Here is a 14,619-nt window from a genome sequence, read left to right on the forward strand (position 1 = left end):
CCTCACGAGGGTTCGGGGGACGAGCGAACGCCCGTCCCCCGGACTTCATCAGTTGATCACTCGGTGGGCAAGGCCTGCTCGCCGCGCGCCGCCTTGTCGATCAGGTTCTGCCGCGGGCCGGTGAACCAGTTCTTGGCGCTCGCGAACCACCAGATGGTCGCGCCGCCGACCACGACCGCCACGGCGACGATCGTGTAGTTGAAGGTAGAGGCAGTGATCGGGCTGGCGGTCGGCAGGACGAACAGCACACAGATGATCACGACCCAGACGATCGCGATCCAGCCGATCGGCGCACTCCACTTGCCGAGGTTCCACGGCCCCGGCTCGAAATCCGGGTTCATCCGCCGCAGGAAGACTGGCGCCACGTACGCGATGTAGAGCCCGATCACCGCGATCGAGGTCACCGCCAGGTACGCCGTCGTGTTCCACAGCGACGGGAGCACCAGGATGACCGAGATGGTCACGCACAGCCAGATCGAGTTGGTCGGCGTGCCGGTCCGCGGATTGACCTGTTTCCAGAGCCGCGAGCCCGGCAGCGCGCCGTCCCGGGCGAACGCGTAGGACATCCGCGAGTTCGCGGTCACCGATGCCATCCCGCAGAACCACTGCGCCACCATGCAGATGAAGACCAGGAACGTGCCGGTGTTGTGGCCGGCCGCGTCGATGAAGATCTGGGCGGGCGGCAAGCCGAGCGGCGTGGTCCGCTCGAGCTCGTAGTTCTGGATCGACCAGGTGATCGCGAATAGCAGCACGAAGCCGGCGATCACCGAGACCACCACCGACATGACGATGCCACGGGGCGCGGCCCGGGACGCGTCGTGCGTCTCCTCGGCCACGTGCGCGGAGGCGTCGTACCCGGTGTACGTGTACTGCGCCATCAACAGCCCGAGGAGGACGGCGTAGACGCTCGCCCCCGCGAAGGTGAAGCCGGTGGCGTTGTGCACTTCCGTGAATACCTGGGAGATCGGCTTGTGGTGGTCGGGCAGTACCGCGAGCAGCACCACGATCACGGCCACGCCGACCAGGTGCCACCAGGCGCTGACGTCGGAGAGCACCCGTACGAGGTTGACGCCGAACGTGTTGAGCAGCCCATGCACGACAATGATCACCAGGAAGATCAGGAACGTGTTGTACTTCGTGACCTCCATGTCGAAGGTCAGGCTCAGGAACGCCGCCGTGGTGATCGCCGCGCCGAAGTCGATGGCCGCCGTGACCGCGACCTCGCCCATGAAGTTGAACCACCCCACGAACCAGGCCCACGCGGCCTTGTTGCGCTTGGCCAGCGCCGCGGCCCACCAGTAGAGGCCGCCGGCCGTCGGGTACGCCGAGCAGACCTCCGCCATGGCCAGTGCTACGACGGTGACCAGGATGCCCACGAACAACCAGCCGGGCACGATGGCGAGCGGTCCGCCGGCGGTCATGGCGATGTAGTACGAGGTGATCGCGCCGGCCAGGATGGAAATGATCGAGAAAGAGACCGCGAAGTTGGAGAAGCCGGACAGTCGGCGATGTAGTTCCTGCTGGTAGCCGAGTTGGGCGAGGCGTTCTTCGTCGGTGCTGGGTGCGGGGTTGACGCTCATCTGCGACTCCCTTGCCAGGAGGGGTGGCCTTCAGTCCGGTCTTGGGTGGCGGGCGGGGCGGTTGGATGGGGCTGTGACCGGGGTCACCGCCTGCCGTGATGATCTCTCCGGTTGTTACGCGCGTCAATGAGCAGCGTTAATTGCGTTGCCCGGCGTGCGCGCGGACCGGCACACTCGTAGACAGAACAGACAACGCAAGCCCTCGGCAGGCTTTGCGCTCAGGGGCTGTCGACTCGCCCCTGCCCCGCGGTGGTGCGGGGCGCGGTCACCTCTCTCAAGTGCGGCTTTGCCGTACCCGGCGCCCGCCCCGCACCACCGCCACAACACCGGCGACTAGCCTCGGTCGGACCTTTTGTCCGAAAAATCTACAGCAGCGATACTAGAAATAACTGCGTCTCGGGCATAGCATTTCTGGAGTCGGCCACGCACAGCCGACACGCAACTGGCACAGGCCCCGAGTTGGCTAAGGAGGACGAGATACCGCAGCAACGCGTAATCACAACGTCCCCGACCCGACAAGAGGTGATCGCAGCCGATGCCCATCACTCAGGTCGCCCGCTAGCGGCACGCAGACGGACGACCGCATGCGCCGACGACGGTCGGCACCAGAATTGAAAAGCCAGGGCCCCGGTTACCCGCCGGGGCCTTGGACTGTCCCCCCACCTGACTTTTTCCCCAACCCCCGGGAAAGGAAAGATGAGCTCCGCCTTCGAAGACGCCGACTACCCGGCGTACACGATGGGCCGGGCGGCCGACATGATCGGCGTAACTCCGGCCTTCCTGCGTAGTCTGGGCGCCGCGGGCCTGATCGAGCCCGAGCGCTCCGACGGCGGCCACCGCCGCTACTCGCGCCACCAGCTGCAACTGGCCCTGCGCGTCCGCCAGCTCCTCGACGAGGGCATCCTGCTCACCGCCGCCTGCCGCATCGTCACCCTGGAGGACCGCCTCGCCATCGCCCATCGCCGGATCATCGAGCTGGGCGGCGTCCTCACCCCGGAAGACGATCTGGACCGCCCCACCCCCACCGTCTCAGCCGCCTGACCCCCCGCGATCGCCCCGCTGATGAGCGGAGCGAAGCGGAGCCAGCCAGCTCAGCCCACCCGGCGGACGATCGCGAGCAACGACTCTTCGACGTCCTCGATCGGCCGCTCCGGCTGGAAGACCAGCCAGTCGACCGCCACCACCAGCCCGATGCCGAAGAGCGCCGCCGACGCGACCGGCACGTCCAGCTCGCCCGGCAGGTCACCGGAGTCCACGCCGGCCTGCACCGTCTCGGCGATCACGCCGATCGCCTGCTCGCGCAGCAGGATCAGGGTCTGGTGCCACTCCCGGTTGGTGCGCCACATCTCGGAGAGCAGCAGCTGGGCGAACGCCCGGTACTGCCGGATGTACTCCAGCTGGGTGCGCACCAGCGCGCCGACCGCCTCGCGCGGCGGCAGATCCCGTACCGCCTCGCGGAAGGCGTCGGTGAGCAGCCCGATCCCGTGCCGCAGCAGCTCCTCGAACAGGTCATTCTTGGACTTGAAGTTGTAGTAGACGGTGCCCTTGGCGACCTTGGCACGCAGCGCGATGTCGTCCACCGTGGTCGCCGAGAAGCCCTGCTCGGCGATCAGCTCGACGGCCGCTTCGTACAGCCGCTGCCTGGTGTCGGCGCGCCGCCTGGTGCGCCCGTCCGTCCGCGTCACGGCCACAGTCCATCACACTCCTCAGATCGCGAGCTCCGGGTGGAGCGCCGACGGCGTCAGCTGCCGTCCGCGACGGGCGACCACCACAGTCAAGATCAAAGAGCAGATTGCGTACGCCGTGAGCACCAGCACCCCGATCGCCACCGGACCGGCCGTGCCCCCGTCGATCGCCTGCCGCGCGGCCTGCACGACGTACGTCATCGGCAGCAGCGGGTGGATCGCCTGGAAGAACCCCGGCGTGGTCTGCACCGGGTAGGTGCCGCCGGACGAGGTCAGCTGGAGCATGAGCAGGGCCAGCGCGACGATCCGGCCGGGCGCGCCGAGGGCGGCCCCGATCAGCTGCATGAGCGCCGCGAAGGCCGCCGCCGTGAGCAGCAGCAGTCCCCAGGTCAGCAGCGGGTGCACCGGGTCGAGCCCGAGCCCGAAGCGCACCACCGCGAACAGCAGCGTCGCCTGGGTGAACCCGATCGCGACCGCGGGCAGCAGCCCGGCCAGCGCGACCCGCGGCGCCGGCGCGCCGGACATCAGGTGCCGCCGGTTGAGCGGCCGCAACACCATGTAGCTGATCATCGCGCCGACCCAGAGGGCCAGGGCCAGGAAGTACGGGGCGAAGCCGACGCCGTAGGTGCCGGCCGGGTGCTGCACGGCGCGGTCCAGGGACACCGGGTCGGCCAGCACGTCGGCCCGCTGCGCCGGGTCGTCGCCGTAGCCGGGGATCTTCGCGGCGCCGTCGCTCAGCCCGGAGGCGAGCTGATCGGCGCCGCCCTGCAGCTGGCCGAGCCCGTCGACCAGGCGGTGCTGGCCGGTGGAGAGCTCGGCGAGCCCGCCGCTGAGCTGGCGCGCGCCGGTGTCCAGCCGGTAGATCCCGCCCTGCAGCTTCTCGGCGCCGTCCTCGGCCTGGGCGGTGCCGGTCTGCAGCCGCTGAGCGCCGGTGGCCAGCTGCCCGAGCCCGTCGGCCAGCTTGTCCACCTGCGTACGGGCCCGCTCGACGTCGTCGGCGAGGTGCGGGGCCGCCGCGGCGACCTGCCGGGCGGTGGCCGCCACCTGCTTGAGCTCCGTGCGCAGCTGGTCGAGGTCGGCGCTCTGGATCGTGTGCCGCACCTTCTCGGCCGCCGCGACCAGCTTGGCCGCCGTCGCCTTGGCCTCGGCCAGCCCCGAGGTGTCGGCCGGCAGCGTGTTCAGGTAGGCCTGCAACTGCTTCGCATCGTGCACCGCCTGGTCGGCCGCCTGATCGAGCTGCCCGATGTTCGCCGCGAGGGTGTCGGCGCCGGTCGCCACCAGGTTCGCGGCGTCCGCGATGGCCTTGGCGTTGTCCCGCAGCGCCGGCTCGATCTTGTCGGCCGCCGTGTCGACCGCGGTCGCGAGCTGCCGCCCGCCGGCCGCGGCCTGCTGGGTGCCGGTGGCGAGCTGCTGGGCGCCCTGGTTGAGCTGGGCAAGACCGGTGACCAGGTCGCTCGCGCCCTGATCGGCCTGGCCGAGCCCGGTCGCGAGCCGGCCGGCCCCGCCGTGCGCCTGGTCGATCCCGTTCGCGATCTTCGTGGCGCCGCTCCCGGCGGTCTTCAGGTTGTCGTCGATCTTCCCGGCGCCGTCCGCGGCCCGCTGGGTCTGCGATTTGAGGTCGGTGAAGCCGATCAGCATCTGGTCGTAGTACTTCGCGGAGGCGCCGGCCGACGCGGCGGAGCGCACCTCGTTGAAGGCGGTCCGGGCGAACACTCCGGACAGGTAGTTGGTGGCGTCGTTGCTGACCGCGTTCAGCTGAGCGGTCTCCGCGGTGCGGCCGGCGTCCGGGGCCTTGGCCAGGTTCGCCGAGAAGTCGGCCGGGATCCGCAGCACGATCTGGTACTTCCCGTCGGCCAGTCCCTTCTCGGCCGCCTTCTCGTCGGTGACGTGCCAGTCGAAGACCCGCCGCCGCTCCAGCTCGTCCGCCAGATCCTGCCCGGCGTGCACCGTGCTGCCGTCGCTGGCGGTGGCGGCCCGGTCCTCGACGACGAGCGCCGCCGGGATGTGGTTGAGCCGCCCGTACGGATCCCAGAACGCGTACAGGTAGAGCGCGCCGTACAGCAACGGCACCACGCACAGGACAGCCAGCGCCGCCGCGGTCAGCCGGCTGCGCATGAACCGCTTGATCTCCATGCCGGCCAGAGTCAGCACCCTCATCGTTCCTCCTCAGTCTCACGCCCGCCCGGTTCCCGCCCACTCAGGCGGATCACCGTGGTCACCAGCTCCGGATCGATGTCGCGGGCGGTGAGGACGACCGTCGTCCCCGTCGCGGCGATCTCCGTCAGTTGCTTGAGCAGCGCCGTCTGCTCGGCGGCGTCCAGACCGTTGTCCAGGCCGTCCAGCGCGATCAGCGCCGGTTTCGACAGCCGGGCCAGGACCAAACCCAGGACCTGCTTCTCGTACGGGGTCAGATCGCGCCCGGTGAGTTCCGGGTCGAGGCCCATCAGGTCGGCCGGCTCGCCCTTCCTGCGGCCCAGCAACGCCTGCCGCTCCCGGACGTGCTCGGCGACCGTGAACACCGGTTCCGGCGCGGTGACCTCGGGCACGTAGCCGAGCGCGGGCGAACCGTCGATCATGACGTGGCCGGCCGACAACCGGAACCGGCGGGCCAGCGCGAGCAGCAGCGTGGTACGCCCGCTGCCGGGCGGGCCGACCACGGCGACCAGGTCGCCCGGCTCGGCGGTGACGTCGAGATCCTGGAAGAGCCAGCGGCGGCGGTGGCGAACCCCGGCCCCGCGGGCGGTGAGCACCGGCATCATCGGTCCTTCTTTTTACACTGACTGGTCAGTTCAAAAAGATACTCCGGAAAGGGCCAATGCCACACCCCCGGTGGTGGACCTCACTCGCCGCGCCCGGCAGGATCATGCGCATGTCGAAGCGATGGGGCATGACCGTGCCGCTGGGCGGGGTTCCGCTCGCCGGGCACCGAGCCGTCTACGAGGCGCTGGCCGGGGCCGGGTTCACCGACCTGTGGTCCTCCGAGGTGGCCGGGGCCGACGCCTTCACGCCGCTGGCGATGGCCGCCGCCTGGGCGCCGTCGATGCGGCTGGGCACCGCGATCGCCCCGGTCTTCACCCGCGGGCCGGGCCTGCTCGCGATGAGCGCGGCGGCGCTGGCCGAGGCGGCGCCGGGCCGGTTCCAGCTCGGCATCGGCTCGTCGTCCCCGGTGGTGGTCGGCGCCTGGAACTCGGTGGAGTTCACCGAGCCGTACGAGCGCAGCCGCGACATGCTCCGCTTCCTGAAGGCCGCGCTCGCCGGCGAACTGGTCGACCACGACTACGGCACGTTCGCGGTGAGCCGGTTCCGCCTCGAGCGCCCGCCGGCCACCCCGCCGCCGGTGCTGCTGGCCGCCCTGCGCCCCGGCATGCTCCGGCTGGCCGCCGCCGAGGCCGACGGCGTGATCCTGAACTGGCTCTCCCCCGCCGACGTCGGCACCGCGCTGGCCGAGACCAAGGCGGCGCCGGCCGGCTTCGAGGTGGCCGCCCGGATCTTCGTCTGCCCGACCGACGACGCCGGCTACGCCCGCACGGCGGCCCGCCGCCTGATCGCCGCCTACCTGACGGTGCCCGCGTACGCCGCCTTCCACCGCTGGCTGGGCCGCGAGGAGACGCTGACCCCGATGTGGTCGGCGTGGGCGGCCGGCGCCCGCAAGGCGGCCCTGGCCGCGATCACCGACGAGGTGGTCGACGACCTGATCGTGCACGGCACCCCCGCCGAGTGCCGCACCAAGGTCGAGGCCTACGCGACGGCCGGCGTGACCGTCCCGGTGATGGCCCTGCTCCCCACCCCGGAACTGGAGTCGGGCGGCCCGGCCGCCCTGCTGGAGACGCTGACCGCCCTCGGCCGCTGACAACACGGAAGAAGGCGCACCCCCGAGGAATGCGCCTTCTTTCGTGAGCCGTGGCTTTACTCCGCGTCGGCGAGGATCGCGTAGAGCTTGCGCTTTGTCTCGTTGAGCACCTCGAGCGCCTTCTGACGCTGCTCCGGCGTGCCGTTGAAGCCGACCTGCCGCAGCGCGCCCATGATGCCGACCGCCGCGTCGCGGAAGTCCTGCACCTGGTTCATGGTGTCGTCGCCGATGCTGGCCCACGGCGGGTTCTGCGCCGCCGTCTCGGCCTCGGCCCGGCCCGCGTCGGTGAGGTGGTAGCTCTTGCGGCCACCCTCGGCCTCCGCCTCGATCAGGCCCTCGTCCTCCAGGAGCTGGAGGGTCGGGTAGACCGAGCCGGGGCTCGGGCGCCAGATGCCGTTGGTGCGGGAGTCGAGCTCCTGGATGATCTCGTAGCCGTGCATCGGGCGCTCGAGCAGGAGCGCCAGCACCGCGGGCCGGACGTTGAGCCGGCTGCCGCGGCCTCCGCGGCGCTGGCCTCGGAACGGCCCGCCCGGACCGCCGGGACCGAAACCGCCGGGGCCACCGAACTCGGCGCCGCCGAACGGGAACCCGGGGCCGAAGAACCCGCCACGCATGCGACGGCCGTGGAAACCCTCTGTGTGCCTCATGACTATCTCCGTTCTGTCGTCGATAGTTAGACGATATATCGGCGATGCAACGCCCGCAAGGGTTTCTTCCGGACTGGGGGTTGCGACGCGTGTCCAGGGCCTCGGATCTGGCAATGTGATACCTGTGCTGACGGTGCCCATTCGCCAACTCGGGGAGTCCGAGCGCGCGGCGGTCGAGCGGATCCTCGACCGCGATCCCTACGCGGGCGCTCAGATCGCCGAGCGGGTGGCCGCGCACGGCCTGAACTGGTGGCGGTCCGACGGGCGCATCTTCGGGTATGGTCCGGGCCGGCGGGTCGAGTCGATCATCTGGTCCGGCGCGCACCTGGTGCCGGTCTGCTGCACGCCGAACGCGACCGCCGCCTTCGCCGACATGCTCGGCTCGGAGGCCCGCATCTGCTCGTCGATCATCGGCCGCTCCGACCAGGTCCTCGGCCTCTGGGAGCGCCTCGGCGGGTATTGGGGACGGGCCCGCGACGTGCGCCCCAACCAGCCGCTGCTGGTCGCCGAGCGGGAGCCCGCGATCGCGCCCGACCCCGAGGTGCGACTGGTCCGCCCGAGCGAGGTCGACCAGCTCTTCCCGGCGGCGGTGGCGATGTACACCGAGGAGGTCGGCGTCTCGCCACTGCTCGACGACGGCGGCCGGGGGTATCGGCGCCGGATCGCCGAGCTGGTCAAGGGCAAGCGCGCCTACGCCCGTTTCCTCGGCGACCGGGTCATCTTCAAGGCCGAGCTCGCGATCGTCACCCGGCGCACCACCCAGGTCCAGGGCGTGTGGGTCGACCCGGAGTTCCGCGGCCGCGGGCTGGCCGCGCCGGCGATGGCCGCGGTCGTCCGGGATGCTCTGCGGCGGGTGTCACCGACCGTGAGCCTGTATGTCAACGATTACAACCTGTCAGCGCGGCGGGTTTACGCTCGGTGCGGCTTCGTGTCGGCCGGAGCCTTCGCGACCGTGCTGTTCTGAGCGTCAGCCGTCGTCGCGGCACAGGCAGAACGGGTGGCCGGCCGGGTCGGCGAGCACGCGGACGTTCTCCTGGGGCTGGGTCGGGGAGAGCTGGGCGCCGAGCGCGAGCGCCTCGGCGACGGCGTCCTCCAGATCGTCCACCTGGAAGTCGAGGTGCATCATCGGGCGCTGGGCGCCGGGCGCGGGCGGCCAGGTCGGCGGCTCGTAACCGGTGGCCTGCTGGAAGACCAGGAACGCCCCGCCCGGGGTGCCGATCACCGCGGTGCCCGGCTCCTGGTGCACCACCGGCCAGCCGAGCAGCGTCGCGTAGAACCGGGCCAGCGCCCCGGGGTCGGGCGCCTCGATCGCCGCGCCCCACCACATTCCCGGCTTTCGTGATCGCATCGACCCAGCCTGCTCCAGGATCATGCAAACGTCCAGCTCAGCGGGGCTCGATTCGATCTGTCAACCTTAGGTTCATGAATGCGGAGACGAGCCGGCTTCTGAGCCACGACGAGCTAGCGATGGTGGCCGCTCTGCTTGACCTGCCCGACCCGGACGATGTCCGGCTCCGGCAGCGGATCGGCGACCTGCGCGTGGTCGGCACGTGCGGGTGCGGCTGCCCGACCGTCGACTTCCGCGGCGGCCCCGACGGCCTCGAACTGATCGCCGACGCCAAGGTGGCGGGCACCGACGGCGACGCGATCCTGCTCTTCGGCCACGACGGCATGCTGGACCGTTTGGAGTACGTGTGGGTGGGCGGCCCGCCGCCGGCACGCTGGCCCTCCCCGCGCCTGCTCCGCAAACCCCACCGCCCCGACCCGTCCCTCGCCGACAAGCCCGACTGGCTCGCCGACCCGGACAGCGACCGGTGAACCCGTCAGGGTGTCGGGGTGAGGGTGCGGTCGCCGGTGCGCTGGCGCGGGATGCGCTCGGTCAGCGTGGTGGCCGTCCGGACGCCGCGGAGAGTCAGCAGGCTGGAGAAGAGGCCGGCGAAGACGCCGATCACGCCGAGGGCGATCGCGGTGGCGGACGGTAGCACCAGGCGGATCGTGCCGCGGGGATCGAGGTTGCCGAAGCCGGTCTCGCCCCAGTGGGTCAGGGCCAGGATGGTGCCGGCCAGGCCGAGGGCGATCAGGACCAGACCGATCGCCACGCAGCGTTCGAAACTCAGCCAGCGGACCCAGCGGCTCAGCGCATGGTCGCGCACCAGGCCCTCGAAGCGGCCGTAGAGCTCGGCGAAGCCTCCGAAGAGGACCAACTGGGCGCCGACCAGCACGGCCACGCACGTGTAGGCCAGGGCGTTGATGTCGAACTGGACGCCGCCGATCTGGCGGGGGCCGAAGGACAGCAGGCCGCTGCCGAGCACGCCGAGCAGGAACAGGACGAGGCCGGGCCAGATCAGCGTGCGGCGGGGCGCGAAGACCAGCAGGAAGCGCAGGTGCCGCCAGCCGTCGCGCCAGGTGCGCAGGTGCGGCGGGCGGCTGCGGCCGTCGGGCTGCAGGGTGGTGGGCACCTCGACCATGTCGTAGCCGCTCAGTTTCGCCCGGACGACCAGCTCGGAGGCGAACTCCATGCCGGGCATGCAGAGGTCGAGCTCGCGGATGCGGTCGCGGTCGAAGCCGCGGATGCCACAGTGGAAGTCCTTGATGCCCTTCAGGCCGATCAGCGCCCGGCCCAGCCAGGACAGCACCGGGTTGCCCAGGTAGCGGTGCAGGAAAGGCATGGCGCCGGGGGCGATGCCACCGCGGAAGCGGTTGCCCATGACGACGTCGTGGCCGGCGCGGAGGCCCTCGATGAACGGTCCCAGATTGGACAAATCGTACGAGTCGTCGGCATCGGCCATGACGATGTACCTGCCGCGCGCGTGCTCGATGCCGTTCAGCAGTGCGCCGCCGTAGCCGCGGATCGGCGCGTGGACGACCCGGGCCCCGGCCTCGCGGGCGATCTCCTGCGAGCCGTCGGTGGAGCCGTTGTCGCTCACCAGCACCTCACCGTCAACACCCAACGCGGCGAGCGAGGTCAATGCCTTCCGCACGCACACCTCAAGCGTCTCCGCCTCGTTGAGACAGGGGAGCAGGACGGTGACTTCCAGGTCGTCATTCGACATAACGTTCGCTTTCGGCGGCGGCGACAGTCGTCCACAGAGACTTCACAGTCCCTACAGGCGCGCAAAAGTAGCACGAAGCCGCGCCGCCCAACATTCGGGCATTTCGCTGAAAACGAGAGAAGGGGGCCTATCCGGCCCCCCTTCATCACCTGTTCAGTGCACCGTCACCTGCGGGCCGGGCAGCAACTCGCGCAGCTCCTCCGGCAGATCGGCGCCCATCTCGTCGGCGAGGCGCAACGCCTCCTCGACCAGGGTCTCGACGATCACCGACTCGGGCACCGTCTTGATCACCTGGCCCTTCACGAAGATCTGGCCTTTGCCGTTGCCGGAGGCGACGCCCAGGTCGGCCTCCCGGGCCTCGCCGGGGCCGTTCACCACGCAACCCATGACCGCCACCCGCAGCGGCACCGGGAAGCCCTCCAGCGCCGCGGTGACCTGCTCGGCGAGCGTGTAGACGTCGACCTGGGCGCGGCCGCAGGACGGGCAGGAGACGATCTCGAGGCCGCGCTCGCGCAGGCCGAGCGACTCCAGGATCGCGTTGCCGACCTTGATCTCCTCGACAGGCGGGGCGGACAGCGACACCCGGATCGTGTCGCCGATGCCCTCGGCGAGCAGCGCGCCGAACGCCACCGAGCTCTTGATCGTGCCCTGGAACGCCGGGCCGGCCTCGGTGACGCCCAGGTGGAGCGGGTAGTCGCACTGCTCGGCCAACTGGCGGTACGCCCGGATCATCACGACCGGGTCGTTGTGCTTCACCGAGATCTTGATGTCCCGGAAGCCGTGCTCCTCGAACAGCGAGCACTCCCAGAGCGCCGACTCGACCAGCGCCTCGGCGGTGGCCTTGCCGTACTTCTCCAGCAGGCGCTTGTCGAGGCTGCCGGCGTTCACCCCGATCCGGATCGGTATGCCGGCGTCGGAGGCCGCCCGGGCGATCTCCTTCACCTTGTCGTCGAACTGGCGGATGTTGCCCGGGTTGACCCGGACCGCCGCGCAGCCGGCGTCGATCGCCGCGAACACGTACTTCGGCTGGAAGTGGATGTCGGCGATCACCGGGATCTGGGACTTCTTGGCGATCGCGGGCAGCGCCTCGACGTCGTCCTGCGACGGGACGGCCACCCGGACGATCTGGCAGCCCGACGCGGTGAGCTCGGCGATCTGCTGCAGGGTGGCGTTCACGTCGGAGGTCAGCGTCGTGGTCATCGACTGCACGCTGACCGGCGCGCCGCCGCCGACCGGCACACTGCCCACCATGATCTGGCGGCTCTGCCGGCGTGGCGCCAGCGGCGGCGGGGGCACGGCCGGCATACCGAGACTGACTGCGGTCACTTTCGCATCACCTGCTGAAGATCTGGATCGGGTTGACGATGTCCGCGGTCACGGTCAACAGGGTGAACGCGCCGCCGATGAGGATGACCGCGTACGTGATCGGCATCAGCTTGTAGTAGTCGACGCGCCCGGGATCGGGCTTGCGCAGCCGGGCGTAGAGCCAGGAGCGCGCCCGCTCGAACCAGGCGATCGCGATGTGCCCGCCGTCGAGCGGGAGCAGCGGCAGCAGGTTGAAGATGCCGATGAAGATGTTGAGCGTGATGAAGAGGTTGAAGAACAGCTGCGGTACGCCGTGCTGGATCGCCTCGCCGCCGATCCGGCTCGCGCCGACAACGCTGATCGGGGTGTCCGGGTCACGCGCGCCGCCGGAGAGCGAATGGAACAGCGCCGGCACCTTCTGCGGAATCTTGCCGAGCGACTTGAACGTGTTCTCCACGATGAACCAGCTGTAGTTCAGCGTGGCGGGCACGGCCGAGGCGGCGTTGTACTTGATGTTGCCGGGCACCCCGGTGTCGTTCCAGCCGATCGCGGCCACCGAGACCTTGGTGGTCGGGCCGTTGTCGTCGGAGAGCGGCTTTCGCTCGGCGGTGGCCAGGTCGACCTGGACGGTCTTGGTGACACCGTCCCGGACGAACTCGAAGGCGACCTTGCCGGCCGGGGCCGAGCGGATCGCCGTGGTCAGGTCGCCGTACGTGCCGATCGGCGTGGCGCCGACCTTGGTGATCAGGTCGCCGTCGCGGATGCCGGCCGCGTACGCGGGACCGGCGATCGCGCCGCCCTGACCCGGGACGCACTTCGCCGGGGCGGTGGCCGGGATCGTGATCCAGGTGCAGTCGGAGACCGTGACGTACGCCTTCTGCTTGGCCTGGTCGGCGTTGGTGGTCGGGTAGTTGGTGTTGGGCAGGCCGAGCGTGAACGCGACCACCCAGGCCGCCGCGAGGGCCAGCAGGAAGTGGGTGATCGAGCCCGCGGACATCACGATCGTCCGTTTCCAGACCGGGAACCGCCACATCGCGCGCGGCTGGTCCTCGGGGGCGACGTCGTCATCCTGCGGCGTCATGCCGACGATCTTGCAGAAGCCGCCGAGCGGGATGGCCTTGAGCCCGTACTCGGTCTCGCCCCGCCGGAACGAGAAGATCGTCGGGCCGAAGCCGACGAAATACCTCGTCACCTTCATACCGGAGCGCTTGGCGGTGATCATGTGGCCGGCCTCGTGCAGGCTCACCGAGATCAGGATGGTCGCCGCGAACGCGGCCACTCCCAGCCAGAACAGCAGCATCAGGCTCCTTCAGCCACAGTTGAGATCATCCGCTGCGCTTGGGCACGCGCCCATGCCTCGGCGGCAAGCACTTCCTCGACGGTACCCGGCTCGGCAAACTCCGGGGCCGCGCCGAGGACGCGTTCCAAGGTGTCGACGATGCCCAGAAAAGGTAGCCGACCGGCGACGAACGCGGCCACACACTCCTCGTTCGCCGCGTTGTAGATCGCCGGACGGCAGCGCCCCTGCCGGCCCGCCTCCTTCGCCAGGCGTACGGCCGGAAACGCCTCGTCGTCGAGCGGGCGCAGCTCCCAGTTGTGCGCCTCGCGCCAGTTCACCGCGGCGGCCGCGCCGGGCACCCGGTCGGGCCAGGCCAGCGCCAGCGCGATCGGCAGGCGCATATCGGGCGGGCTGGCCTGCGCCAACGTCGAGCCGTCGGCGAACTCGACCATCGAGTGGAGCACCGACTGCGGGTGCACCATCACCTCGATGTCGTCGTACGCGACCCCGAACAGCTCGTGCGCCTCGATCACCTCGAGCCCCTTGTTGACCATCGTGGCCGTATTGATCGTGACGACCGGGCCCATGTCCCACGTCGGGTGCTTCAGCGCCTCCTCGACCGTGACGCCGGCCAGCTCCTCGCGCCGCCGCCCGCGGAAGGCGCCGCCGCTGGCGGTCAGGATGAGCTTCGTCACCTCGGCGGCCGAGCCGCCGCGCAGGCACTGGGCGAGCGCCGAGTGCTCCGAGTCGACCGGCACGATCTGCCCGGGCTTGGCCACCTTGTGCACCAGCGGGCCGCCGGCCACCAGCGACTCCTTGTTCGCCAGGGCGAGCACCCGGCCGGACTCGAGCGCGGCCAGCGTGGGCGCCAGGCCGAGGCTGCCGACCACGCCGTTGAGCACCACGTCGCACGGCACCCGGGCGAGCTCGGCCATCGCCTCGGGCCCGGCCACGATCCGCGGGATCCGGAAGCCACCGGTGGCATAGCCGCGACGCTGCGCCTCGGCGTAGAAGGCGAGCTGCAGATCCTGCACGACGCTGGCGCGGGCCACGCCGACCACCTCGACGCCGAGCTCGAGCGCCTGCTCGGCGAGCAGCCCGACATTGCCCCCGCCGGCGCCGAGCGCGACCACCCGGAAGCGATCGGGGTTGCGCCGCACGATATCGATGGCCTGGGTACCGATGGAACCGGTCGAGCCGAGCAGAACGAGGTCACGCAT

Annotated in this window: 14 protein-coding genes; 4 read left to right on the forward strand and 10 right to left on the reverse strand. The window is 70.5% G+C overall.

The genetic code is table 11. The features are described from left to right. Positions 1 to 56: 56 nt before the first annotated feature. On the reverse strand, positions 57 to 1,580 hold the full coding sequence (locus IH26_RS0111000; protein WP_030436049.1) for an amino acid permease: 1,524 nt from the start codon (positions 1,578 to 1,580) through the stop codon (positions 57 to 59). Between the two features lie 696 nt (positions 1,581 to 2,276). On the opposite strand from IH26_RS0111000, the gene IH26_RS0111005 reads away from it, so the two are divergent. Further along, complete coding sequence (locus IH26_RS0111005) at positions 2,277 to 2,621, forward strand: helix-turn-helix domain-containing protein (protein WP_051807948.1); 345 nt, start codon at positions 2,277 to 2,279, stop codon at positions 2,619 to 2,621. 50 nt (positions 2,622 to 2,671) lie between these two features. Here the strand turns inward: IH26_RS0111005 and IH26_RS0111010 are convergent, their stop codons facing one another. From IH26_RS0111010 to IH26_RS0111020, 3 genes are read right to left on the reverse strand one after another with little or no spacing between them, the layout of a single operon-like run. Beyond that, positions 2,672 to 3,265, reverse strand: coding sequence for a TetR/AcrR family transcriptional regulator (locus IH26_RS0111010; RefSeq protein ID WP_030436051.1), 594 nt, complete (start codon positions 3,263 to 3,265; stop codon positions 2,672 to 2,674). A gap of 21 nt (positions 3,266 to 3,286) precedes the next feature. Further along, the gene (locus tag IH26_RS0111015) at positions 3,287 to 5,422 is read right to left on the reverse strand and encodes a YhgE/Pip domain-containing protein (RefSeq protein WP_030436052.1); all 2,136 of its coding nucleotides are present in this window, start codon (positions 5,420 to 5,422) and stop codon (positions 3,287 to 3,289) included. Next, positions 5,419 to 6,024 carry an ABC transporter ATP-binding protein gene (locus IH26_RS0111020; protein WP_051807950.1) on the reverse strand — a complete coding sequence of 202 codons (606 nt, stop codon included), beginning with the start codon at positions 6,022 to 6,024 and terminating at the stop codon, positions 5,419 to 5,421. The genes IH26_RS0111015 and IH26_RS0111020 overlap by 4 nt, the downstream gene beginning before the upstream one ends. 128 nt (positions 6,025 to 6,152) lie before the next feature. Here IH26_RS0111020 and IH26_RS0111025 point away from each other — a divergent pair, with 128 nt between their 5' ends. Continuing rightward, positions 6,153 to 7,115, forward strand: coding sequence for an LLM class F420-dependent oxidoreductase (locus tag IH26_RS0111025; RefSeq protein WP_030436054.1), 963 nt, complete (start codon positions 6,153 to 6,155; stop codon positions 7,113 to 7,115). A 56-nt stretch (positions 7,116 to 7,171) separates the two neighbouring features. Here IH26_RS0111025 and IH26_RS0111030 read toward each other — a convergent pair whose 3' ends face one another. After that, complete coding sequence (locus IH26_RS0111030; RefSeq protein WP_030436055.1) at positions 7,172 to 7,762, reverse strand: PadR family transcriptional regulator; 591 nt, start codon at positions 7,760 to 7,762, stop codon at positions 7,172 to 7,174. 124 nt (positions 7,763 to 7,886) lie between these two features. Here IH26_RS0111030 and IH26_RS0111035 point away from each other — a divergent pair, with 124 nt between their 5' ends. Next, positions 7,887 to 8,726 carry a GNAT family N-acetyltransferase gene (locus IH26_RS0111035; RefSeq protein WP_030436056.1) on the forward strand — a complete coding sequence of 280 codons (840 nt, stop codon included), beginning with the start codon at positions 7,887 to 7,889 and terminating at the stop codon, positions 8,724 to 8,726. Between the two features lie 3 nt (positions 8,727 to 8,729). Here IH26_RS0111035 and IH26_RS0111040 read toward each other — a convergent pair whose 3' ends face one another. Then, a complete protein-coding gene (locus IH26_RS0111040; RefSeq protein ID WP_030436057.1) occupies positions 8,730 to 9,110 on the reverse strand; it encodes a VOC family protein in 381 nt (126 codons plus the stop codon). Between the two features lie 74 nt (positions 9,111 to 9,184). Between IH26_RS0111040 and IH26_RS53435 the strand changes: the two genes are divergently transcribed. Then, positions 9,185 to 9,580 (forward strand): hypothetical protein, encoded by a 396-nt coding sequence (locus IH26_RS53435; RefSeq protein WP_034214712.1) that lies wholly within the window; start codon positions 9,185 to 9,187, stop codon positions 9,578 to 9,580. 5 nt (positions 9,581 to 9,585) lie between these two features. On the opposite strand, the gene IH26_RS0111050 is transcribed toward IH26_RS53435, so the two are convergent. The 4 genes from IH26_RS0111050 to dxr all read right to left on the reverse strand — a co-directional run bounded on the left by IH26_RS0111050 (position 9,586) and on the right by dxr (position 14,619). Next, the gene (locus IH26_RS0111050; RefSeq protein WP_030436058.1) at positions 9,586 to 10,815 is read right to left on the reverse strand and encodes a glycosyltransferase family 2 protein; all 1,230 of its coding nucleotides are present in this window, start codon (positions 10,813 to 10,815) and stop codon (positions 9,586 to 9,588) included. Between the two features lie 153 nt (positions 10,816 to 10,968). Beyond that, entirely contained in the window at positions 10,969 to 12,141 is a 1,173-nt protein-coding gene (gene ispG / locus IH26_RS0111055; protein ID WP_030436059.1) for a flavodoxin-dependent (E)-4-hydroxy-3-methylbut-2-enyl-diphosphate synthase, read from the reverse strand. Positions 12,142 to 12,148: 7 nt separating this feature from the next. Beyond that, a complete protein-coding gene (locus IH26_RS0111060; protein WP_030436060.1) occupies positions 12,149 to 13,417 on the reverse strand; it encodes a M50 family metallopeptidase in 1,269 nt (422 codons plus the stop codon). Between the two features lie 2 nt (positions 13,418 to 13,419). Continuing rightward, on the reverse strand, positions 13,420 to 14,619 hold the full coding sequence (dxr, locus tag IH26_RS0111065; protein ID WP_030436061.1) for a 1-deoxy-D-xylulose-5-phosphate reductoisomerase: 1,200 nt from the start codon (positions 14,617 to 14,619) through the stop codon (positions 13,420 to 13,422).

The sequence above is a fragment of the Actinoplanes subtropicus genome (genome assembly GCF_000721705.1).
GTDB lineage: Bacteria > Actinomycetota > Actinomycetes > Mycobacteriales > Micromonosporaceae > Actinoplanes > Actinoplanes subtropicus.